The organism is Ornithinimicrobium panacihumi (genome assembly GCF_052073805.1).
Lineage (GTDB): Bacteria > Actinomycetota > Actinomycetes > Actinomycetales > Dermatophilaceae > Ornithinicoccus > Ornithinicoccus panacihumi.
In genome coordinates, this window is record NZ_JBQGWG010000003.1 from 149109 (window position 1) to 170547 (window position 21439).

At 72.5% G+C, this 21439-nt stretch carries 20 protein-coding genes; 4 read left to right on the forward strand and 16 right to left on the reverse strand.

The window, feature by feature from the left end:
* Window positions 1–2 precede the first annotated feature (2 nt).
* The 6 genes from ACTMMA_RS04555 to ACTMMA_RS04580 form a co-directional block, all read right to left on the reverse strand.
* Window positions 3–1787, reverse strand: a complete 1785-nt coding sequence (locus ACTMMA_RS04555) for a bifunctional metallophosphatase/5'-nucleotidase (RefSeq protein ID WP_441188912.1) — start codon at window positions 1785–1787, stop codon at window positions 3–5.
* A gap of 120 nt (window positions 1788–1907) precedes the next feature.
* A complete protein-coding gene (locus tag ACTMMA_RS04560) occupies window positions 1908–2366 on the reverse strand; it encodes a pyrimidine dimer DNA glycosylase/endonuclease V (RefSeq protein WP_441188913.1) in 459 nt (152 codons plus the stop codon).
* 9 nt (window positions 2367–2375) lie between these two features.
* Window positions 2376–3497: a glycosyltransferase family protein gene (locus tag ACTMMA_RS04565; protein ID WP_441188914.1), complete on the reverse strand. Its 1122-nt coding sequence runs from the start codon at window positions 3495–3497 to the stop codon at window positions 2376–2378.
* Window positions 3494–4375: a glycosyltransferase family 2 protein gene (locus ACTMMA_RS04570; RefSeq protein WP_441188915.1), complete on the reverse strand. Its 882-nt coding sequence runs from the start codon at window positions 4373–4375 to the stop codon at window positions 3494–3496. The genes ACTMMA_RS04565 and ACTMMA_RS04570 overlap by 4 nt, the downstream gene beginning before the upstream one ends.
* Window positions 4372–5460 carry a glycosyltransferase gene (locus tag ACTMMA_RS04575; protein ID WP_441188916.1) on the reverse strand — a complete coding sequence of 363 codons (1089 nt, stop codon included), beginning with the start codon at window positions 5458–5460 and terminating at the stop codon, window positions 4372–4374. Before ACTMMA_RS04575 ends, ACTMMA_RS04570 begins: the two co-directional genes overlap by 4 nt.
* Window positions 5457–6557, reverse strand: coding sequence for a glycosyltransferase (locus ACTMMA_RS04580; protein ID WP_441188917.1), 1101 nt, complete (start codon window positions 6555–6557; stop codon window positions 5457–5459). Before ACTMMA_RS04580 ends, ACTMMA_RS04575 begins: the two co-directional genes overlap by 4 nt.
* Window positions 6558–6706: 149 nt before the next feature.
* Between ACTMMA_RS04580 and ACTMMA_RS04585 the strand changes: the two genes are divergently transcribed.
* On the forward strand, window positions 6707–7291 hold the full coding sequence (locus tag ACTMMA_RS04585) for a TetR/AcrR family transcriptional regulator (protein WP_441188918.1): 585 nt from the start codon (window positions 6707–6709) through the stop codon (window positions 7289–7291).
* A gap of 26 nt (window positions 7292–7317) precedes the next feature.
* Here the strand turns inward: ACTMMA_RS04585 and ACTMMA_RS04590 are convergent, their stop codons facing one another.
* The 7 genes from ACTMMA_RS04590 to ACTMMA_RS04620 all read right to left on the reverse strand — a co-directional run bounded on the left by ACTMMA_RS04590 (window position 7318) and on the right by ACTMMA_RS04620 (window position 15947).
* The gene (locus ACTMMA_RS04590; protein ID WP_441188919.1) at window positions 7318–7566 is read right to left on the reverse strand and encodes a response regulator transcription factor; all 249 of its coding nucleotides are present in this window, start codon (window positions 7564–7566) and stop codon (window positions 7318–7320) included.
* Between the two features lie 4 nt (window positions 7567–7570).
* Entirely contained in the window at window positions 7571–8293 is a 723-nt protein-coding gene (locus ACTMMA_RS04595; RefSeq protein WP_441188920.1) for a hypothetical protein, read from the reverse strand.
* 108 nt (window positions 8294–8401) lie between these two features.
* Window positions 8402–11911, reverse strand: a complete 3510-nt coding sequence (locus ACTMMA_RS04600; RefSeq protein WP_441188921.1) for a S8 family serine peptidase — start codon at window positions 11909–11911, stop codon at window positions 8402–8404.
* A gap of 289 nt (window positions 11912–12200) precedes the next feature.
* Window positions 12201–12476 (reverse strand): MerR family transcriptional regulator, encoded by a 276-nt coding sequence (locus ACTMMA_RS04605; protein WP_441188922.1) that lies wholly within the window; start codon window positions 12474–12476, stop codon window positions 12201–12203.
* Window positions 12477–13529 (reverse strand): DUF3253 domain-containing protein, encoded by a 1053-nt coding sequence (locus ACTMMA_RS04610; protein ID WP_441188923.1) that lies wholly within the window; start codon window positions 13527–13529, stop codon window positions 12477–12479.
* Complete coding sequence (locus tag ACTMMA_RS04615; protein ID WP_441188924.1) at window positions 13529–14848, reverse strand: PIG-L family deacetylase; 1320 nt, start codon at window positions 14846–14848, stop codon at window positions 13529–13531. The genes ACTMMA_RS04610 and ACTMMA_RS04615 overlap by 1 nt, the downstream gene beginning before the upstream one ends.
* 13 nt (window positions 14849–14861) lie before the next feature.
* The gene (locus ACTMMA_RS04620; protein WP_441188925.1) at window positions 14862–15947 is read right to left on the reverse strand and encodes an acyl-CoA dehydrogenase family protein; all 1086 of its coding nucleotides are present in this window, start codon (window positions 15945–15947) and stop codon (window positions 14862–14864) included.
* Window positions 15948–16110: 163 nt separating this feature from the next.
* On the opposite strand from ACTMMA_RS04620, the gene ACTMMA_RS04625 reads away from it, so the two are divergent.
* The 3 genes from ACTMMA_RS04625 (at window position 16111) to ACTMMA_RS04635 (ending at window position 18928) form a co-directional block, all read left to right on the forward strand.
* Window positions 16111–16515 carry a hypothetical protein gene (locus tag ACTMMA_RS04625; RefSeq protein ID WP_441188926.1) on the forward strand — a complete coding sequence of 135 codons (405 nt, stop codon included), beginning with the start codon at window positions 16111–16113 and terminating at the stop codon, window positions 16513–16515.
* Window positions 16516–16522: 7 nt separating this feature from the next.
* Window positions 16523–17917: a helix-turn-helix domain-containing protein gene (locus tag ACTMMA_RS04630; protein WP_441188927.1), complete on the forward strand. Its 1395-nt coding sequence runs from the start codon at window positions 16523–16525 to the stop codon at window positions 17915–17917.
* A 168-nt stretch (window positions 17918–18085) separates the two neighbouring features.
* Window positions 18086–18928, forward strand: a complete 843-nt coding sequence (locus tag ACTMMA_RS04635; protein WP_441188928.1) for a polysaccharide pyruvyl transferase family protein — start codon at window positions 18086–18088, stop codon at window positions 18926–18928.
* 99 nt (window positions 18929–19027) lie between these two features.
* Here the strand turns inward: ACTMMA_RS04635 and ACTMMA_RS04640 are convergent, their stop codons facing one another.
* The 3 genes from ACTMMA_RS04640 to ACTMMA_RS04650 all read right to left on the reverse strand — a co-directional run bounded on the left by ACTMMA_RS04640 (window position 19028) and on the right by ACTMMA_RS04650 (window position 21438).
* A complete protein-coding gene (locus ACTMMA_RS04640; protein WP_441188929.1) occupies window positions 19028–20008 on the reverse strand; it encodes an ABC transporter substrate-binding protein in 981 nt (326 codons plus the stop codon).
* A gap of 96 nt (window positions 20009–20104) precedes the next feature.
* Window positions 20105–20803, reverse strand: a complete 699-nt coding sequence (locus ACTMMA_RS04645) for an ABC transporter permease (RefSeq protein WP_441188930.1) — start codon at window positions 20801–20803, stop codon at window positions 20105–20107.
* Complete coding sequence (locus ACTMMA_RS04650; protein WP_441188931.1) at window positions 20800–21438, reverse strand: ABC transporter permease; 639 nt, start codon at window positions 21436–21438, stop codon at window positions 20800–20802. The genes ACTMMA_RS04645 and ACTMMA_RS04650 overlap by 4 nt, the downstream gene beginning before the upstream one ends.
* Window position 21439 lies beyond the last annotated feature (1 nt).

A 21439-nucleotide genomic window follows, 5' to 3' on the forward strand; every position in this document is an offset into this window, starting at 1 on the left:
GGTCAGAGGCCGTTGACGCGGTCCTCGGGGGCGGTCAGCGGGCTGCTGGCCTTGATGTAGGCGACCAGGTTGGCCAGGTCCTCCGGACCGCCGACCAGGTTGGTGCCCTCGGTGAAGGCGGTGAAGCCGTCACCACCCTCGGCGAGGAAGGACAGGGTCGAGACCTTGTAGGTCGCGGCCGGGTCGATCGGCTCGCCGTTGAGGGTCATCGAGCCGGGGACGACCGAGTTGGTCGCGGCGTCCCAGGTGTAGCTGAAGCCCTCGGAGACGCCCAGCGCCAGCATCACGCGGGAGCGGTCCGGGTTGTACTGCTGGTTGAGCACGGCCTCGATCTGGGCGCCGGTCATGTCCAGGGTCACCAGCAGGTTGCCGAACGGCGCAACGTCGTAGGCCTCCTGGTAGGTGATCTCACCGGGGGCCTCGCCGTTGGTGATGTCGTCGACCAGGAAGGAGGAGCGGACACCGCCGACGTTCATGAAGGCGATCTGGCCGCCGGCGTCCTGGGTACCCCACAGGATCGCGTCGGCGATGAGGTCGGCCATCGGGGTCTCGATCCCGCGGTTGCCGGAGGCGTCGCCGGTGATGTCCTCGGAGGTGGTGCCGATGACCTCGCCGGCCATGACGGCGGCCATCGCCAGCCACTTGTCGACGATCGCCTGGACCTCGGCGTTCGGCGCGATGGAGCCGTCGGCGCGGACGACGTGGTTCTCGACCTCGAGCGTCTCGCGGACGACGTCCTTGGTCTTGCGGTCCACGCGGAAGGTGGTCTCGGAGAGCACACGGCCCCAGTCGCCCGGGCCGTTGACGGCGCGCAGCTCGCCCGAGGGGTCGGGCAGCAGGCAGGCGAAGCCGTTGTGGGTGTGGCCGGTCAGCAGAACGTCGATCGCCGAGCTGGCGCCGGCGTTGATGTCCAGGATCGGGCCGGAGAGGGACTCGCAGCCGGCGTTGACGTCCTCGTCGGAGATCGTCTTGGGGTAGGCGCCACCGTCGTAGCCACCCTCGTGGACCAGCGCGACGATCGCCTCGACGCCCTGCGCCTGCAGCTCGGCGGCGTAGCGGTTGAGGGTCTCGGTCTCGTCGAGGAAGGAGACGTCGTTGATGCCGCCGGGCGAGACCAGGAAGGGGGTCTCGTCGGTGACGACACCGATGAACCCGACCTTGACGCCCTTGTGCTTCTGGATCGTGTAGGCCGGCAGGATCGGCTCGCCGGAGTCCTTCCAGACCACGTTGGCGGCCAGGTAGGGGAAGTCGGTGCCGGCGTAGGGGTAGTCGAGGTACTGCCCGTCCTCGTGGTTGCCGCCGTTGACGATGCGCATCAGCTCGGCGACGCCCTCGTCGAACTCGTGGTTGCCGACCGCGGAGGCGACCAGGCCCATGGCGTTGAGGACCTCGATGGTGCCCTCGTCGTGGAAGAGGCCGGAGGCGAAGGTCGACCCGCCGATGCTGTCACCGGAGGAGACCAGGTAGGAGGCGGCGTGCTTGTTCTCCGCGGCGAACTCGGCCTCGAGCGCGTCGGCCAGGCCGGCCAGGTAGGCCGCGCCGCCGAACCCACCCTCGGGGGCGAGGTGGCCGTGGAAGTCGGAGAACTGCAGGACCTGCACCGGCACGGTGCGCTGGACCGGCGGCTTGGGCTTCTTGCCCTTGCCCTTGTCGTGGCCCTTGGCCTTGCCGTTGGGCGCCGAGAAGGCCTTCTCGTTGGCGTTGTCGTTGGGGGCGGCGATCGCGGCGGTGCCGACCATCGAGGCGGCGGTGGCCGCGGCCAGGGCGATCGCAAAGGTGCGCTTCATTGCTTGTTTCTCCCTCAGGGACATCTTTGACGTGGGGGTCACGGGGACAGCAGCACGCTACCCCGCAAATCCGCATCCGTCAGCAGTTTCTGCCACATCCGGCCGCTCCGGCCGAGGAGTTCACCAAGATTTCGCGCGGCGGCCAGAAGCCTCCAGCCGCTCCCAGGGCTCGACCGGCCCGGGCACCACGGTGAGGAGCGGATGGGTGAGGGGCTGGGAGAGGTGCTGCGCCGCATACCGATCAGGGCTGCGCGCCGCGAGCTTGGCGAGCAGGTGCGCCCACTCGAGCTCCACCTGGCCCTCCGTCACCGGGATCGGAGTGCGGTCGCGCGGGATGTCGTCGATGCGCTCCGGGTCGAAGCGATAGCCGCGGCGACCGGCCTCCGCACGGACCTCGTCCAGGTATGCGGCGAGCGCGCGGCCCGGGTGCGCGGTCGCCCGGAAGCGCTCGAGCTGCGGGTGGCGGGTGTAGCCCCGGGTGCGCCCGGCCAGCACGGCCTGGGCGAGCAGCCCCTCGCGCCACAGCGCGGTCAGGCCCTGGCGGTCCAGGTGCTGGGGGTGGAGGGACCAGAGGCGCACCGTGCGAGCCTACGCGCCGTCACCGACGCGCGCTCCGGGGAGCACGTCGCCGCTCGGCCGGGCGAGCAGCTCCGCATAGAGCTGGGCGTGGCGGGTGGCGACCAGGTCACGCTCGGCGCCCCGCTCCGACCTGGTGGCGCGGGGAGCCGACCACTCGGCGGCGAGGACGAGGAGCTCGGCGAGCCGGGCCGCCGAGGGAGCCCGGTCGGGTGCTCCCCACGAGAGCAGCGGCCCCTGCTCCCGCAGGTGCCCCACGTCGGGGGCGAGCACCCAGGTCCCCAGGTCGCGGCAGGCCTCCAGCCAGCCGGAGTGGGTGGCCCAGGCGTAGGGCAGGACCGAGACGTCCAGGCCGCAGAGATAGCGCCACAGGGCGGCGTCGTCGAGGCGGCCGGCCACGACGAGCGACTCCCGCTCCGCCACCTCGTGCAGGAGCTGTGCCAGCGCGGGGTCGTGCGCAGCGTGGTGGGGGTCGACCAGCTCGGGGTGGGCGCGGACCTCGAGCCGGGCCGGCACCCTCTGCGCGCGGAGCAGGTCCAGCGCGTCCAGCAGGGCGGGCAGGACGGTGCGGGGATCGAGATTGGCCCGCAGGCTCTTCAGGTGCAGGCCGACCCGCAGGGGCGTCCCGGGGTCACGGGGTGCCGGGGCGGCAGCCGCATCGCCCAGCAGGTCCAGCGGGACGACGTGCGGGTGCGGCACCACCAGCGGCCGGCGCCCGCAGAGGCGTTCGACCCGTCGCGCCGCGCCGTCGGTGAGGGTCAGCAGGGCGTCGGCGCGCTCCAGGAGGAGGCCGAGGTGCTCGCGGTGCCGGCTCTGGTCGCGCAGGTGCGGGTGGTCGAGGTCGTGGACGGTGTGCACCAGCGGCAGACCGACGTCGCGCAGGGCGGCGATCCAGTCTGCGAGCTGCGCGGTGGTGCGTGCCTCGGTGCCGAAGTGGAGGTGGACCACGTCCTGCTCGTCCGCGTGCGAGCGCACCCATTCGGGCTCCAGTGCGGGGTGCGGCCACCACTGGCCCGGCGGCGCTCCCGGCACCGGCGGATCGGGCAGGTGGCGCACCGTCCCGTCGTCGACCACCGGCCGGAGGTGCTCGACATAGGCATGGCCCGCTGGGATGTGCCGGACCCGGATGCTCACCCGGTCACCCGCCAGCCGCCCTCGGGCGTCCGGGCGGCGAGCCCGCGCTCGGCGAAGCCCTCGAGCCAGGACTCCATCGGCCACCATCCCCATCGACGGGCGAAGAGCGTGGCGTTGCGCACCACCGAGGCGACGTGGGCACGGTCCACGGAGGCCGGTGGATGGTGCTGGTGGTAGGCCGTGGCCCCGCCGATCCACGTGAGGCTGCCGCCGAGCCGACCCACGACCTGGCCGAAGTCGGTGTCCTCCCCGCCGTAGCCCACGTAGTCGGGGCAGAAGCCGCCCGTCGCGGCGTAGTCCTCCGCGGTCAGGGCGAAGGACAGCGACCAGAACTGGCGCAGGTCCGGCTCCCGGCGCCGCTCCCCGTCGGCCAGGAGCACCCGGTCGGGGCGGTGCTGCCCGAGCTCGGCAAGCCGCTCCAGGGGGTAGCCGCCCTCATCGGGATGCCCGTCGGGGGCCGGTGGAAGCTGGGTGTGGTCGGGCAGATAGGCGACGTCGCCGCACCAGATCGCCGGACGAGGGGGGTATGGGGTGGCGCGCGCCTCGCGCAGGTAGGTGGCCACCGTCCTGGGTCCGGGGATGCAGTCGACGTCGAGGAAGAGCAGCAGGTCCGCGCCCAGCTCGCGGGCGCGCGCGGCGGCGGCGTTGCGGGCTCCCGCGAGCGGGAGCCCGCGGCTGTCGGGCGGCACGTGGACCACGTCGGTCGTCCACGGCCCGTCCAGTCCGTCCACCTCACCGGCGGTCAGCGCCGGGTCGTCCATCGCGGCGATGACGTGCAGGTCGGGGCGGCGGGTGCCCGCGCGGAGGCCGGCGACCTGGCGGCGCAGGTGGTCGTGCCGGCCGTGCGCAAGGGTCAGGACAGCGATCCAGTCGCTCATCGGCTCTCCGGGGTGGGTCGGCCGAGCCGGTCGGCGAGGGCGTCCAGGTGGGCAGCCGCGGTCGCGGCGCCGTCGCCGCCCCACAGCGCCCACCGCTCACCACCGAGGCGGTGGGCTCGCTCGAGCAGGTCGGGCCAGCGCTCGGCGGCAGGCCAGCCCCGGTCGGTCACCGCCAGGCCCAGGCGGTCCAGCGCGCGGGCGGTGGCCTCCTGCTCCTCGAACGGTCGTGGCTGGGCGAGCACGACGGCGGGGCGTCGCAGCAGCGCCACGTCGGCCACCGAGCCCTGCCCGGCGTGGCACACCACGACGTCGGCGTCACGCAGGTCCTGGACCAGGTCGGGCGAGAGGGGGTGTCCCCCGCCGCGCACCTCCCAGCGCCAGCCGGGGGTGGCGGCCCGGGCGGCCGCGAGGGTGGCACGGTCGAGGTCGGCCCCTCCCGCGCCCCAGAGCACGAGCACGCGTCGCTCCACGTCCGGCTCCGTCGCCACGGCGCCACCGTGCTCGATCTCGGCACCGCCAGCGCCTGCGACTCCGTCTCCGTCTCCGTCTCGTCCATCCTCGGCTGCCGGCCGGAGGGCGCTGATCCCCCCGACGTGCCAGGTCTTGGCCAACCAGGCGTCGGGCCACCCGGCGTCCGGGTGCGCGCCGGCGGGCCACGGGGCGAGGATCGCCTCGGCCAGGTCGTGAGCGAGGGTGTGCGGCCGGTCCGTGCGTCGGCCAGGCATGGCACCCACGACGACGGGGGTGCCGGACAGCCGCACCAGGGTGGTGATCTCGACCGACACGTCGACGACGACCAGCGAGGGCCGGGCGTGGTCCAGCCAGTCCAGGACCTGCCGGTGCCGGGCCAGCAGACCCGCGTGGTGGCGCGGCACCCAGTGGAAGACCCCGTCCGCCTCGACGTCGGCGGTCCCGGCGTCCACCGCGGGGTGATCGTCGCGCGCCAGCTCCACCCACTCCCCGGGCCAGCCCTCCGGCCGGCCGCCGGAGCCGAGGCCGACGACCTCGTGGCGGAGGTGGGAGGCCACCGCGGTCGCGCGCCGGGCGTGCCCGGAGCCGTGGTGGTGGAGGTAGTAGCCGATCACGCGATGACCGGCTCGAAGTCGGCCGTGGGGGTGGTGCGGGAGCGGTAGAGCCGCAGGTAGTCCTCCACCATCCGCTCCGAGGAGTGGTGCCGGAGGGCGTGCTCGCGGGCGGCGTCCCGGGACAGGCCCAGCACCTCCGGCAGCAGCGCCGCGGCACGCTCGACCATGTCCCCGACGTCCGGCCCCGGGGCGACCAGACGCCCGACCTCCGGGCCGACCACCTCGGGCAGGCCGCCGCGCGCGAGCGCCAGCACCGGGGTGCCGCAGGCCAGGGCCTCGGCGGCCACCAGCCCGTAGGGCTCGTCCCACACCGGGGTCACCAGGGCCGCGGCGCTGCTCCCGACGAGGGCGGCGAGCTCCGGGGTGGGCAGGTGGCCGGCATACTCCACGCCGTCCCCGAGCAGCGGCCACACCTGCTCCCGGGCGTAGTCCTCGTCGCTGACCGGGCCGGCCAGCACCAGCGGCAGCCCCGCCCGGCGGGCGATCTGCACCGCCAGGTGGGGCGCCTTCTCCGGCACGATGCGCCCGGACCAGACGAGCTGCTGCCCGCCGGCGCCGGCACCCCATACCCCGGGATCGACGCCGTTGGGGACCACGCGAGCAGGCGCCAGGTGCCGCCAGGCGCGCGCGGTGAAGGCGCTGACCGCCGCGAACGAGAGGCCCGGCCCCCCGACCTGCGCCGCGGTGATCGCCGACTCCAGCCACGGCGTGGGCGGGGTGTGCAGGGTCATCAGCCAGCGGGACCGCAGGGTGGGGGCCATCGCGACCGGCAGGTAGTGCAGCGCATGGTTGTGGACGATGTCGACGTCGTCGCGGTGGGCCAGCTCGACCATGAGCCGCAGATAGGCGTGGTGGCGCTGGAGCCAGCCTTGGTCGGGCATCGAGACATCCCCGAGGGCCGCCTGGCTCAGGTGCAGGGTCTCGGGCCGCAGGTGCTCCACGCCGGTGGGCAGCACGCTGCCCTCGGCGGCGAAGACGCTGACCCGGTGCCCTCGACCGGACAGGCCGGCGGCCAGTTGCCAGGTGAGGGCTTCGAGGCCGCCCGCAAAGGGCTGGGCGATGGGATGGCGGGCGTGCCCGATCAGGACGACATGCACCTGATCTCCCTCCCGCCGCACGGGTCGGCGAAAGGGGCATGCTGTGCGGCAGGTGACGCCCCTCCTTGGGAGGCTATGCGGTGCCGACGCCCCCGGCACCCCCCTTTCGGGTCCACCCGGAAGGGTGAGGCGTCGCCTAGGGTGATGAGATGAGCGCGCGCACCTCGACCCGTCGTGGTCGAGCGACGCGTGAGGAGCTGCTGGCCGCAGCGGCGCGCGTCTTCCTGCGCACCGGTTTCACGGGCTCCTCGCTGCTCGACGTCGCGCGCGAGGCGGAGGTGTCCAAATCGGCGGTGCTCTACCACTTCGGCAGCAAGGACCAGCTGCTGCGCGAGCTGATGACCCCGGTGATGGACGACGTGGCCGCCCTGGCCGGGTCGACGGCGCCCGCCTCCGGTCCGCTCGAGCGGCGCCGGATGATCGAGCAGCTCGCCGTGCTCTACGAGCGGCACCTGCCGGCGGTCCAGGCCGTGGCGGCCGACACGCTGCTGTGGCGTCACCCGGCGCTGGAAGGACGGATGCAGACCAACCACGGGCGGCTGGTCCAGATCCTGGCCGCCGGGGTCGAATCCCCGACCGCGGTGGAGCGCGCCCACACGGCGCTGGCGACGGTTTTCCGGGGTATGGCGTTCGGGTTCGCCGAGTCGGGATCACCGGTGCAGGTGGGCAGCCCGGAGCACCAGATCCTGATCGACCTCGGCACGGAGATCCTGGAGGGCCCCCAGGGAGGGTGAGGCCCGCTGGACTCAGGTGCGGGGACTCAGTTGCGGTTGGCCCAGATCACGGCCTGGCTGCGCCGGGTGACGCCCATCTTGCGGTAGGCGGAGCGGATGTAGGACTTCACGGTGTTGGGGCTGAGGAAGAGCGAGCGGGCGATCTCCTCGTTGGTCGCGCCTGTCCCGATCTGCTCGACGACCCGGGACTCCATGCGGGACAGCTCGGCGTAGCGGTGCGTCCGGCCGGCGTCGTCCGGCTCCTCCTGGTCGGAGAAGGACAAGGCGGTATCCATCCCCCTACTCTACGACCAGATCTGACCGATCGGTCAGATCTGGTCGCCACTGCGGGTCAGGCGTCATGGGGCGCGCCAGGACCTTGGTCGAGGCGCTGTAGGACGGTGCCCGCAGGCCGGCCCACCAGGGCGAGACCCAGGTGCCGGCCGGTGCGGCCCCGACCGGGTCGTGCCGTCGGCCGACGTCCTGCCCGTCCCAGGTGATCCGCAGCTGGCCGCGCCGGTGCCAGGGTCGCCCGGGGGCGGCCACCAGCAGCCGGTAGTCGGTGGGTGGCGCGGCGTCGGCGCCCGGGACCCTGCTGCCGACGGACCCGGGCTCGGGGTCGAGCCGCAGCAGCAGCCGGCCACCTGCGGTCTCCAGCGGCAGCATGGAGGTCAGCGGGCCGTGCCGCCCTGCGCCGCGCAGGGCCAGGACGTGGCGGGTCACCAGGCCGGTGCCGGTCGAGGCGAGCAGGAGATCTCCCCCGCCCACCTCCGCGGGCAGCCGCAGCGCCAGGCCCTCGATGTCGGGGCCGCGCCGCAGCCCCATGGCGCGCGACCAGCGCACCTGGCAGGTGAGCTCGCCGGCCTCCAGCATCCGGACACCGTGGCTGGGCCCCCTCGCCACCCACAAGGTGCCGGTCCCCCCGATCCCGATCGCGTGCAGCGCCCGGGTGCCCCGCACCCGGGCGAGGGCGCCGAAGAAGTCGGCGAGCGCCATACCCCCGATCCTGGCGATGCTGTCCATGCCACCAACGTAGACAGCGGGAGGCCCCGCTGCGCGGTCAACCACCTGACCGCGCAGCGGGGCCGACCCCTGGCGTTACCAGGTCCTCACCGGGTCCTCACCGGGTCTTCACCGGACGTCGATCGCGTCAATCACCTGATCGGTGACCTTGGCGTCCTTGGTCCAGGCCTGCACCTTCAGCGAGATGGTGTCGGCGCCCTTGGGAGCCTTGATCATGACCTTGCGGTCGGCGCCCTTGCCGGTGACCTTCACCGCCTTCCAGGACCCGCCGTCGTTCGTCGACATCCAGACCTTGACGCCCTTGACGCCGGTGGCCCTGTCGCCATCACCGTCGAGGACGCGCAGGCTCAGGCGCGCGACCTTCTGGGTGGCGTTGTAGTCGTCGACGCCGGCGAGGCCGTAGCGGACGTTGAGCAGGTCGGCCGAGACCATCTCCGCCTCGCCGCCGGTCGCCGGCACGCGGTAGCTCCAGTCGGTGCTCGCGGAGGTCGACAGGACCCAGTCAGGGTGGTTGGTCGAGGTCTCGACCTTGACCCGCACCGGGGTGCCCGCCGCGGGGGCCGCCGACTCCACCACGTTGCCGGGCTGGTCGGCGACGAGCTCGCCGTCGAGCCACATCCGGATCCGGCTGCTCATGACCGACTCGTCCCAGGCGAAGTAGGCCGCGTGACCGTGGTCGTCCACGAACATCGGGACGCTGTGCACCAGCCAGCCGGAGTAGCCGTCGTTGTAGGTGCCGACGAACCCGCCGGTCGCGCTGCTCACGTGGTGCACCTGGTGCAGCCACCGCTCGGTGATCGACCCGCCAGGCGTGATCTCCCACGGCTGGACCCGCTCGAAGGGCGCTGCGTTGATCGGGTCGACCGTCGGCCACCACGCCAGGCCGGGCTCGGCGTTGACATATTCGTCGCGCACGATCGGGACCGCGATCGGCCACAGGTTGGCCATGGCCCATCCGGTGGGGTCGAGCAGGTAGCGCCCGCCCACGACCGTCGTCGCGCGGCCCGCCATCGAGTTGTAGTCGGCCCTGACCCGGGTGACGTCCCTGCGCGTGGCCGCGTAGGTCAGGTCGGCCGGGATCGCGTCGTCCTCGAGCCAGGCGACCTCGAAGAGATAGCGGTAGTCACCGGTGTCCAGCGACGCCCCGGGCGGGATGCGGAAGTGGCGGTGCATCCACTGGAACGCGCCGATCGAGACCGGCTCGCTCGGGACGGCGCCCAGCGAGGCGTCCGCCCCGAAGATGCCGCTGCCCAGCCCGACGTCCGCCCACTCACCGGCCCGGTGGAGCAGGTGGTCGGCCGTGACCTGCTCCGTGGGCCGGAAGGTCTCGACGGTCACCGGCACGTAGCCGGAGGCGTCGAGGTGCACCGTGGTGTCCTGGGTCAGCGCGACCTCGGGGATGTTGAGCGCGTCCGAGGAGATCGCCATGCCCGTCTCCCAGTCGCCCTGGGTGATGACGCCCATGACGCCGTAGGTGCCGGCGGGCAGCCGCACGGTGGCCGTGCCGTCCTCACCGAGGTCGGGGAAGACCTGCTCGAAGGTGAGGTCGACGGGCTCGGCGCCGAGCGGGGTCACCCCCGCCGTCCCGCCGTAGACGGCCGGGGAGCCGTCGCGGAAGGAGCCGACGATGGTCAGGTCGTACATCTCCGCCTCGTTGACCGACATCACCGCGGTGCGCACCGTCTCGTCCGCGCCGTCCGTGGCCACGACGACGCCTCCGACGCGGCCCGCCGCGTTGCCGGCGGCGGCCGGGTCGACCGTCACCGTCACCTCGGAAGAACCCCCTGCGGGTATGCGGATCTCGTCGCCGCCGAGGGTGATGGCGCCGGCGGGTGCCGGCGAGCCGTCCTGGAGGGTGGCCTCGACCGACAGGGCGAGGGTGAGCTCGGTGTCGGAGCTGTTGGTGTAGGTCAGCGTCTGCGTCGACGGCGCCAGCGCGTCCTGGGGGAAGGGGAAGATCCCGAAGCCCAGGGACGAGGGGGTCGTGTAGACCTGTTGGTCGATAGCGCTCGGCGCGAAGACACGGCCGGAGCCGACGTCGAAGACGCTGGCCCCGACGTCATCGGCCGAGCCGACGAGGATCGACTTGAGCTGCTGGCTGTCCAGCTCGGGCCGGGCCTGGGCGAGCAGGGCCGCCACGCCCACGACGTGCGGGGTCGCCATCGAGGTGCCGCTGTGGGCGATGTAGGGCTCGGAGGCCTCGGCCGGGTAGCCGACCTGCGGGGCCAGGATCTCCTCGCCGGGGGCGGCGATGTCGGGCTTGGCCATGCCGTCGACGCGCGGGCCGCGGCTCGTGAACCAGGTCGGCATGTCGTTGGCGTCGACGGCGGAGACGGTCAGCGCCAGGGAGGAGCTGCCCGGGGTCGAGATGGTGGTGTAGCCGCCGTCGTTGCCCGCGGCGATGACGAACAGGACGTCGGTCGCGGCGGAGATCTCGTCCACGGCGAGCGCCATCGGGTCCGTGCCGTCGGTGTACCAGCCTGAGGCACCCAGGCTCATGTTGACCACGTCCGCACCGCCGGTCGCGGCCCACTCCATACCCGCGATGATCCCGGAGTCGGAGCCGAAGCCGCTGTCGTCGAGGACCTTGCCGTTCATGATCTGTACGTCGGGCGCAACGCCGACGATCTCACCGCCGGAGGCCGCACCGTTGCCGGTGATGATGCCGGCGACGTGGGTGCCGTGGCCGAAGACGTCGTCGGGGTTGCCGGTGCCGCTGAAGTCCTCGGCGGCGACGACGGCGTCGGCGAGGTCGGGGTGCTCGGCGTCCACGCCCGTGTCGAGCACGGCGACGGTGATGCCCTCGCCGGTGTAGCCGGCCTCCCACGCCTGCGGCGCGCCGACCTGCGGCGTGCTGGTGGCGTCGAGCGCCTTGACCCGGCCGTCGAGCCAGACCTTGGTGATGCCCTGGCCGGCGGCCTCGCCCGCGCTAGGAACGATCCCGCGATGGGTCTCGGCGCCGACGAGGCCCTCGGTCTCCTTGACCGCGTCGACGAGCTGGCCCCTGGCCTTGCCCTTGTCGACCTTGGCCGCCACCGAGCCGATGCTCCTGAGGCTCTTGCCCCTGGCGACGCCGAGCCCCTTCCAGTCCACTCCCCTGGCCGGGTCGGCCTTGGTGCCGGGTGCCCTGGTCTGCACGATGACCGGCAGCGCCGAGGTGCTGTCGTCGTCGTAGCCCGCAGCGATGAGGCCGGTGACGTCGAAGAGGCGCCGGTCCAGCTGGGTCGGCACGAGGTCGGCGACGTCGTCGGGGATGACGTAGTAGTGGCCCTGCCAGAGCTGCTTGGCGAAGGTCGGGACCCGACCATCGGCGCGCTCCGCCGGGGTGATGACCACCGAGGGGGCGCCGCCCTTGCGCTGGGTGACCCGCACCACGTCGCCGGTGATCAGAGTCACCTGGTAGCTGCCGTCGGCGAGGGTCAGCTCGCCCGCGGCGCCGTCCGTGCCGGACCCCTCGCCTGCGCCGCTACCTCCCGGCGCGGCGGGCAGGGCCTGCGCCGTCGGCGGGGCACCCCCCGGAGGCGATCCCGGCAGGGGTGCCCCCTGCGCCATCCCTGGCGCGACCCCTGCCAGGATCAGCGCCAGCCCCGCACCTACCGTCCTGCTCCATGTCCCCATGGCCCCGCCTTTCGGTCGAGGGTCCTTCCCACCGGACCCCATGACTCATCTTGTCCGAAAGAGCGTCGTTGCATCAGGTTTCGGAGCAGAATTTTTCGGCCGGGAGGGCCAAGATGGGTGTGGAGTCGGTTCCAGCTCGACGGCCGGGCTTGTTCACGTGATCCCAAGGCTGAGCGTCCGACCGCGCGTGTCCGGTTATGACAATCCTGGGACAGCGCAGGTGCGTAACCAACGTCTCCAGTCACGTGTATCCACGAGCGAATCCCACTGCTCCACCCACCACCGCGTATCAGCCGACGTGCTCGAAGGTCCCGAGCGCGAAGGCCTCCTCCAGGGTCCGGTCGAGGAAGTCCTGGTCGAGGGTCCGCGCCGCGCGCACCAGGTCGGCCGCCGTCGGCGACCCTGCTCCATTCGTGGCGCCGTCCGCCGGAGTCACCACCACCGACCCCATGGCTGCAGCCACCTCGGCCGCCGCGATCGCCGCAGGGACACCATCCGCGACGAGCCGGGCCATCTCCTGCAGCCGCGCCACGTCCGCGTCGTCATAGCTGCTGTAGCGCGCCACCTACGCTCTCCTTCCGACGCTGGGATTGTAGGCAGCCGGTCGGCGCGGCGTGACGATGCGCACCGGGCCGGGAGTGCGGCGGCCGTCAACCACGACGCCGTCCTGCGTGACGACCGCCAGCCCCTCGTCCGCGAGCTGGCATGCCACCGCGCGGGCGACGTGGGTGAGGCCGGCGGCCAGTCTCGGGTCGACCGCCTCGGCGATCTCGGTCAGATCGATCGATCCCGCCTCGCCCCGCTCGGCCAGGAGCCGCAGCGTCTCGGCGCGCACCCGGCCGACGAGCGCCTCGGCGACGCCGTGCGCGTTGACCGTCTCGTCCAGCCGCCGCAGGAATCCGGCGAAGCCCGCCCCCGCCCTGCCCCGGCGTCGCGCCGAGGTCAGCACCCGCGTGCGGTCGGTGCTCGTCCACGGGAGCCGCTCGACCTCGCGGACCCGGTGCACCAGGTGGGCGTCCTCGCTGTCGTCGAGCGCGGGGAAACCGCCGGCAACGTCGTACGCGCTCAGCCGCACCCCCAGGTTGGCGGCGTGGATGCTGGTGTGCCCCTCCACCAGGTGGTGTTGGGCGTGCCACAGCCGCGTCGACTCCGGATGCTCGCCGTCCTCGACGGGCTCGACCGTGCCAAGCACGAGGTCGAGGCCGCGGTCGGCCAGCTCCCGCTGCTCCTCCAGCCAGGTGGTCGGCACCCTCGAGTCCGCGTCCGTGCTCGCGATCCAGAGCTCGTCCGGGCGCAGGTGGGGGTATGCGGCTCGCCCTGCCTCCACGCCCTCTCCCCTGGCGCCGCCGAGGCTCCCCCTCGTCGCCTCGATCGTGATCCAGTCGACGTGCGGGTGGGCGCTCGTCGCGCGGGCGACGGCCTCGGCCGTCCCGTCGGCGCAGCGGTCCAGGACGGTGACGACGGTGACCGGCAGGGCATCGGATGACGCGCCCTGGCGGGCGGCGCGGGCGATGGCATCCAGCGCACCGCCGATCTCATCCTCCTCGTCGCGTGCCGGCACGACCACGACGAAGGCGGCAAGTGGCGGTCGCTGGGACGGCTCGTCGCGAGGGCGCATCAGGTCTCGTCCCGGTCGGTGGCCGCGTGCCGGGACCAGACGGTGAGCACGACATCGTCCTCCACGAGCTCGCTGCGGCGGGGCAGCCCGAGCCGGGCGTCGAGGATGGCGTGGACGTCGTCACCGCGCAAGGGCCAGCCGACGATCTCGTGGCGCCAGTGGCAGGCGAGGACGGTGGCGTGCTCCGCGTCCGAGAGGGACTCCCTGATGCGGTCGGCGAGCGCCGCCAGCCGTCCGGGCGACATGAAATAGCCGACCTCGGAGACGACGACCAGGTCGGGCCGCCCGTCGCCCGTGTCCTGGTGCAGCCAGTCCCGCTCCAACCGGTCCCACTCCTCGGGGAGCTGGGCGTGGACGAGGTCCACCGATCCGTGGCCAGCGAGCGCCTCCGTGGCGGTGGCGAGCGCGGCCTCGGACTCGTCGACGGCGACTACCCGGTCGCACCGGTCGGCGAGGTCGGCGGCCAGGGCACCGATCGAGCACCCGATCTCGAGAGCGATCGCATATCTCTCCTGCGGGAGCAGGGCGAGGGTGAGGGCGCGCTTGCGGCGTTCATACCAGGACGTCCGCACCTCCCACGGGTCCGCCTGGCGACCGTGCAGCTGCTCGAACGGGCTGGTCTCCCCAGGCCGGACCGGGATGAAGTGCTCCTCCGCGCCACGGAAGTGGTCCAGCAGCTCCTGCGGGATCAGCGCCTCGTCGCCGGGCTGGTCCGAGAGCGGCAGCACCTGCGTCACGTGGGCCTCCAGCGCGCGGGCCTTGAGGCCCAGTGCCCGCTCGCTGAGGGTGCGGAGGTGGATGGAGTCCCAGGGCACCTCGTCAGGGCGCCACTGCCAGAGCCAGATCGGAGCCTGGACCAGCCGGGCGTCGGTGCGCCAGGCGACCGAGGATGCGGCTCCGGCGACCGCCTCGTGGTCGGGGTGTCCGTCCTGGGCGTAGGTGGAGACGATCAGTGTCCTGGCCCCGTCAACGAGCGGCACGACCGCGTCGACGATGCGGGCGATCCACTCCCGGAGCCCGTCGTCGCGCGCGCCGAAACCGTCGGGCAGGCCAAGGAGGTGCAGCCGGGCGTGCGGGGCGATCAGCTGGACGGCCTCGGCCACCTCGTCCCGGCGCAGCCGCGCGAGCCGTTCCCGAGTGTGCGTCGGCGAGCTCGGGTGGGAGGCCTCGCCGTCGGAGGCGACCACCACGTCGACGTCCACCCGGCGGGGCAGGTCCGCCAGCAGCCCACCGGCGATAAGGGTCTCGTCATCGGGATGGGCGACCAGGACCAAGACGTGAGTGAGCCCGTCAAGGTCGAGCTCCGGCAGGCCCTTCACCCCGGGAGGCCATTCACTGGGCGGACCTCTCGCCGGTCGTGTCCCAGGCCACGGGCATGCCGTCAGCGACGGACCGACCCACGACGGCCGCGTCGCGCTCGGCCTTGTGCTGACGCAGGTAGAGCTGCAGGTCCGCGACGCGGGCGGCGTGCTCCTCCTCGCCCGCCAGCGGACCTGGTCCCAGGCCATGTGCGGCGATCTCCAGGACGGCCTCGCAGGCGTCATGGACGATGTGGCGGGCCCGGACCACGCGCGGCCAGGCGTGCTCGCCCTCGACCAGGCCAGCGTCGACGGCTGCCGCGGCCTCGGTGAGCACGGCCGCTGCGGCGGTGAGCCGGGCGTCGGCCTCACCGAGAAGCGCCAGCCCGATCTGGTCGGGCTCCCGCTCCTGGGCCGCCTGGCGGACGCGCCGTGCCAGCCCTGTGGCGCCGCCGAGCCAGCACGCGGCAACGCCGAGGCCACCCCAGGCGAACCCGGGACGGGTGAGATACCACCCCACCGGCCCAATCTGCCGGCCCGGAACCTCATCGAAGTCGATCCCCGTCGACCTGACCTTGCTCAGCCCCCGCGCCGCCCAGGGCTCGTCGACAAGCGACACCCCGGGGTGGCGCAGGTCGATCGCGAAGAGCCCCCGCCGCTCGTCGTCGACCCAGGCGCTGATGAGGGCGTGGTCGAGCCGGTCCGCCAGCGAGCACCACGGCTTGCGGCCGAAGAGCACCGCGTGGCCTTGCGCCTGATCACCGTCCGTCACGTGCGCCTCCAGCCGCGTCCCTGGACCCTCGGCGGCGAAGACGCCCCACGTGCCCGTGACAGGCGGCACTCCATACCCCTCCTGCTGCGCCTGGCCGAGGATCGACAGTGCGTCCAGGTGCGGCTCGAGCGCACGAGCGACCGTCAGGTCCTCCGCTGCGAGGTCGGCCAGGCCGGACCACAGCTCGGCCGTCCGCCCCTGTCCCGGCGGCGGCAGCTGCTCCGCCACGCGCTCTGCGAGCGCGAGCGCCGCGTCCGGATCGCCGGCGGCAGCGCGGGCATCATCCAGGAGGGAGGCCCACGCAGGGTCGGCAGGGGGCGGCGCGCCCCACGAGGTCATCCCCGGCATGGCGTCCACGGTAGGCCTGAAGCGCTCGTCTCTCCTGGCCAACCGACGCGACCGATGGAGGCGACCGTGTCCGACGCGGTCCACCGGGCGTCACAGGTCGCCGCCCTTTACCGTCGTAGGACCGACCTCGGCATCCAGCCGCCGCTCCCCCTGCTAGGAACTTATGGACGCCGTGCTCTTCCTCGGCTTCGCCGGGGCCTACCTGATCCTGCTCGTCTGGGGCATCGCCTTGGCGGTGCGGCACGGCTGGTGGACTCCGGCCAACCTGCCGTTGCTGGTCCTGGCAGCTCTGGTCTTCGACAATCTCATCATCGGGATCGGGAAGTTCATCGGTGACGGGCCGCTGCTGGAGGGGCTCAACCTGGCTCGCTTCTGGATCCACGCCTTCGTCACGCCGGTGCTGGTCGCCTGGGCGCTGCACGCGCTGCGACGGGCCGGTTTCGGCTGGGCGCAGGAGCGGTGGTGGCAGGTCGTCTCGATCGGTGCCGCCCTGGCGCTGACGGTGCTGGAGTGGTTCACCGAGCTGCAGGGGCTGGAGATCGTGCCGCGGGAGGAGTTCGGCACGTAATGCTCCGTTGACTCCTGAGGGACGCCGTCGTCTGTGCGAGCGTGTCGATGCTGGTCGGCCGATCTGTCACGTCGCGGCCGAGGCCGGGATCGCACGCCAGACCTTGGGCAAGTGGTACTCGCGATGGCTCGCGGAGGGCGAGGCCGGGCTGGAGGACCGCTCCAGCCGGCCGGGGTCCAGCCCGAACCAGACCGACCCGGCGATCGAGGCCCGGGTGGTGGCGCTGCGCCGCGAGCACAAGGTCGGACCGGTCCAGCTGGTCGGGCTGGCCGCCGAGGAGGGCATCGTGCTGCCGGCCTCCACGATCTACCGGATCCTGGTTCGTCACGGCGTCTCCCGGCTGCGGGACCTGGACGTGGACGGGCAGGACCTGCGTGAGCCGGTGCGCCGGTACGAGTGGGACCGGCCCGGGGACATGATCCACGTGGACGTGAAGAAGATCGGCCGGATCCCCGACGGCGGCGGGTGGGCGGTGCACGGGCGCGGCTCGGCCCAGGACCGGGCCGCCGGCCGGGCCAAGGCCGCCGGTGCCCGTGCCGGGTACGTCTACCTGCACTCCGCGGTCGATGACCACTCCCGGCTGGCCTACACCGAGGAGCTCATCGATGAGAAGGGCGCGACCGCGGCCGGGTTCTGCGCAGCATCCATCACCGTCGTCAGTTCTTTCGGCACGGAGCAGACTCTCCCGGTCGACGGCGGCTGGCTGGCAATAGAGGCGTCCACCCTGCCCACCTACCTGCGGCTGCCATCCGGCGCCACCGCCACCCCCGAGATCGTCGACTACGGCATCGAGGCAGCCCGGACGATGGGCGCGCTCGCCACGTCAGACTCTGCCGGCAACGGGCCAGAGAAGGTCATCAACGGCATCTACGAGAACGATCGTGGCGGCGGCGTGGTCGAGTACCGCGCCGACGAGACCGACGTCATGCCCTCATGGGTACGGCTGGACTTCACCCCCCACGCCGCTTCGACATCGTGCGCGTCATCTGCCCCCGACCCTGGCAGGCGTCCGGCGCGATCCTGGACGCCGACGTCGAGGGCATTCATCGGCGGAACCTGGCAAGTGCTCGGCACCATCAACGAGGACCCCGCCACGTTCCAGTGGACCTCCGCCCAGGCGCTGGGCGCGTGCTTCACCGACTCCTACTGGAACCGTGCCTGCAAATGGGAGATACGCCTGGAACGCCCGGTCGAGGCCACAGCCGTCCGCCTCTCCGTGCGTGCGGTCTCCTACGGCGGCGGCGCGACGCTCGACACGACCAACCACGCCGGAGTCCAAGAGGGCGCGGGAGGTCAGACCGGGCCGGCCCGCCTGACCCTGCGCGAGATCGAGGTCTACCTGTCCTCGAACAAAGGCCCCGGCGTCCACGCGGGTTACGCAGGCAAGTTCGTCATCACCTAGTGATGGCACAGTGCTCGCACCCGCAGGCCAGGTCGACCTCGCCACCCACTAGGCACTGGGGCCGATCCCGGAGAAGCAGATCGAGCAGAGACCGGCGACCCACCCAGGCATGACCACAGGCCGGGCAGGCGCGACGTCGAGACTTCATAGCGTGCGATGCTACTCCTCATGCTCGGATGGGACCACGCACTGAACCGTCGCGCCCGGCAGGTCCGGCGCATCACCACCGCCGCCGCCCGGGCAAGCACCACCCGCCTGACCCGAGCCTTCTGGTGGGACGGTCACCCCAACTTCGGCGACGCCATGACCCCCTGGCTGCTCTCGCGCCACGGCATGGTGCCCTACCTGCGTCCCGCCGAGCAGGCCGACCTCATCGGCGTCGGCAGCATCCTGGAGATGGTCCCTACCGACAGCAACGCCGCGGTGTGGGGCGCCGGACTCATGCACGAGCACCCTCGGCAGATGCCGGCCGCGGCCTTCCTGGCGGTCCGAGGCCCGTTGACCCGCGACCTGCTCGACCTACCCGGCTCCACGCCCCTCGGCGACCCCGCCATGCTTGTCTCCCGCTTCGTCGCCCGACCCCGCCAGCGCGGTGGCGTCGCCGCTGTCCCGCACGGACATCACGCCGTCTGGGCCTCCACCTACGACGACCTGATCGCACGCCCCGGCGTGAACCGAGTCCGCTTCAACCAGGGCGTGACCACCGTCGTCCGGCAGATCGCCGCCGCCGACCTGGTCGTCAGCTCGTCCCTCCACGGGCTGATCGTGGCCGACGCCTACGGCATCCCCGCGGTGTGGGCCGTCCCCACCGACACCGACCGCCACGTCGCCGACATGAAGTTCGCCGACCACCACCAGGCGATCGGTCTGACCCGCCCACGCTTCGACCTCACCCCGGACACAACCGTCGACGAGCTGCGTGCCGCAGCGACCGTCGCAGACCCCGACCGCGTCGCCTCCGCCGCACAATCGGTCCGGGCCGCGCTGCTCGCCTGGCGCGACTCCCGCTAGCCCGAGACTGACCGACAGAAGCCCCCGGACGACACGAAGCCTCCGGGGGGCTTCGTCGTGCCCCAGATCGTCCGGTTATGGGTCACCTGAGCACCTCGCTCACATCCCGTCGACGAACTCCCGCGCCACCTCGGCAGTGTCCTGGCCGTCGCTGACGACCTTGACCATCATCTCGGTGAGGTTGTCGGTGGTCAGCGCGGCGGAGACGGCGTTCAATGCCTCTTCCACGGTGGGGTTGACGGCGTCTTTGCTGATCAGCGGCACGACGTTCTGCGCGGCGAAGATCGACTCGGGGTCCTCCAGGACGACGAAGTCGTTCTCCCCGATGGCGGGGTCGGTGGAGAAGATGTTGGCGACGTCGACCTGACCGTTCCTCAGCGCCTGCACGGTGAGGTTGGACCCGGCGGCCAGCGAGCGGAACTGCTTGAACGTCAGCCCGTAGATCTTCTCCAGCCCATCCACGCCGTTGGGCCGCGTCTCGAACTCCGGCGGCCCACCGAGCACGAGGTCCTGCGCCTTCCCCTCGAGGTCGGCGATCGAGGCCAGCCCCAGCTCGTCGGCCGTCTCCCGCGTCACGACGAGGCTGTCCTTGTCCTCCGCTTGGCTGATCTCCAGCAGCTGCAGGCCCTCGGGCAGGTTCTTCTCCGCCTCGGCGAGCACCTCCTCGGAGGAGGTCACGGTGATCGCCGGGTTGAGGTAGGTGGCCAGGCCGCCGGTGTACTCCGGGATGAGGTCGATCGACCCGTCCTCCAAGCCAGCCATGTAGGTCTCGCGGCTGCCGATGTTGAGCTGGGTGCTCACCTCGACGCCGGCATCGGAGAGCGCGGCGGCGTAGATCTCGGCGAGCAGCTCGTTCTCCGGGAAGTTCGCCGAGCCCACGATCACCGAGCCCGCGTCACCATCTCCGGTCGCGTCGGCGCCGGCGTCCGTGCCGGCGGTCCCACCGGCATCGTCGTCGGTCTGACCGCCCCCGGCCGGGGTCTCCGGCGCGTCCGCATCGAGCGGGTCGCCGCCGCCTCCGCAGGCCGACAGCGTGACCAGCGCCGAGAGGGTGAGGGCGAGGACGGGCGTGCGGCGCATGAGGATCTCCCGGTGTGGACGACGAATGGACTTCGTCCAGTCTGACCCGGATCTCGCCTCCGCGCTCCTCGAGCCAGGAGAGGCGAGGGTATGCGGTCAGTGCGCGTCTCGAGCGGACAGCCCCGGGGACACGACCAACCGCTGCGCTCCCGCCAGGGCCAGGTCGACGGCGAGCGCGACCGCTGCCACCACCAGGGCACCGCCTGCCATCTGGCCGTAGTCCCGGCTCGCCTGACCGTCGATGAGGAAGCGTCCCAGCCCGCCGAGTCCGACCACGGCAGCGATGGTCGCGGTGCCGATGATCTGGAGCATCGCCGAGCGCAGGCCGGACATGATCAACGGCAGCGCGCCGGGGATCTCGACCTGGCCGAGCACCTGGGTGCCGGTCATCCCCATGCCCCTGGCGGCATCGCGGGCAGCGGCGTCGGTCGCCTGCACGCCGGCGTAGGTGCCCGACAGGATCGGGGGGATCGCCAGCAGGACCAGCACGATGAGCGCGGGTGCCTCGAAGGCGAGCTCACCGCGCAGCCGGGGCAGCAGGAGCAGCACGGCGATGAAGAGGACACCGAGAGAGGGGATGGCCCGGAAGGCCCCCGTGATGTTCACTGCCAGCCACCGGCCCTTGCCGGTGTGACCCACCCAGAGGCCGAGCGGGACGGCCACCAGCGCGGCGAGCAGCAGGGCGATGAAGGAGTAGCGCAGATGGGTGAGAGTCTGGGCGAGGATGCCACCGGCGCCGGACCAGCTGGCCGGGTCGGTGAGCCACTCCCAGGTGGCCAGGACGGCGGCGTTCATGCGGCCGCCCCGCGACGCAGCCAGGGAGTGAGCAGCCGAGACAGGAGCGCGATGAGGGCGTCCAGCGCCAAGGAGAGAGCCACGCAGGCCACGACCCCCACGACGATCGGCCCCATCGCGTTGCGGTTGAAGCCGTCGGTGAAGAGCTGCCCGAGCTGGGAGACCCCGATGAGGGCCGCGATCGAGACGATGGAGACATTGCTGACGGCCGCGACACGCAGCCCCGCGGTGATGACGGGCACGGCCAGCGGCAGGTCGACCGCGATCGTGCGCCGGAGCTCGCCATAGCCGATGGCCGTCGCAGCCTGACGGACGCTTCCCGGCACCGACGACAGGCCGTCGGCGACCGTCCGGGTCAGCAGGGCGACGCTGTAGATCGTCATCGCCACCAGGACGTTGGCGTCGTCGAGGACGCGCGTGCCCAGGAAGAGCGGCAGCATGATGAAGAGGGCGAGCGAGGGGATCGTGTAGAGCAGGCCGGTGCCACCGACGATCCAGGCTCCCAGCCACCGCACCCGGCTGGCCACCCATCCGAGCGGGAGGCTGATCACCAGGCCGAGGAGCAGGGGCACCCCGGCGAGGTAGAGGTGGCGCACGGCCAGGTCGAGAACCTCGGCCCAGTCGACCCCACGCATC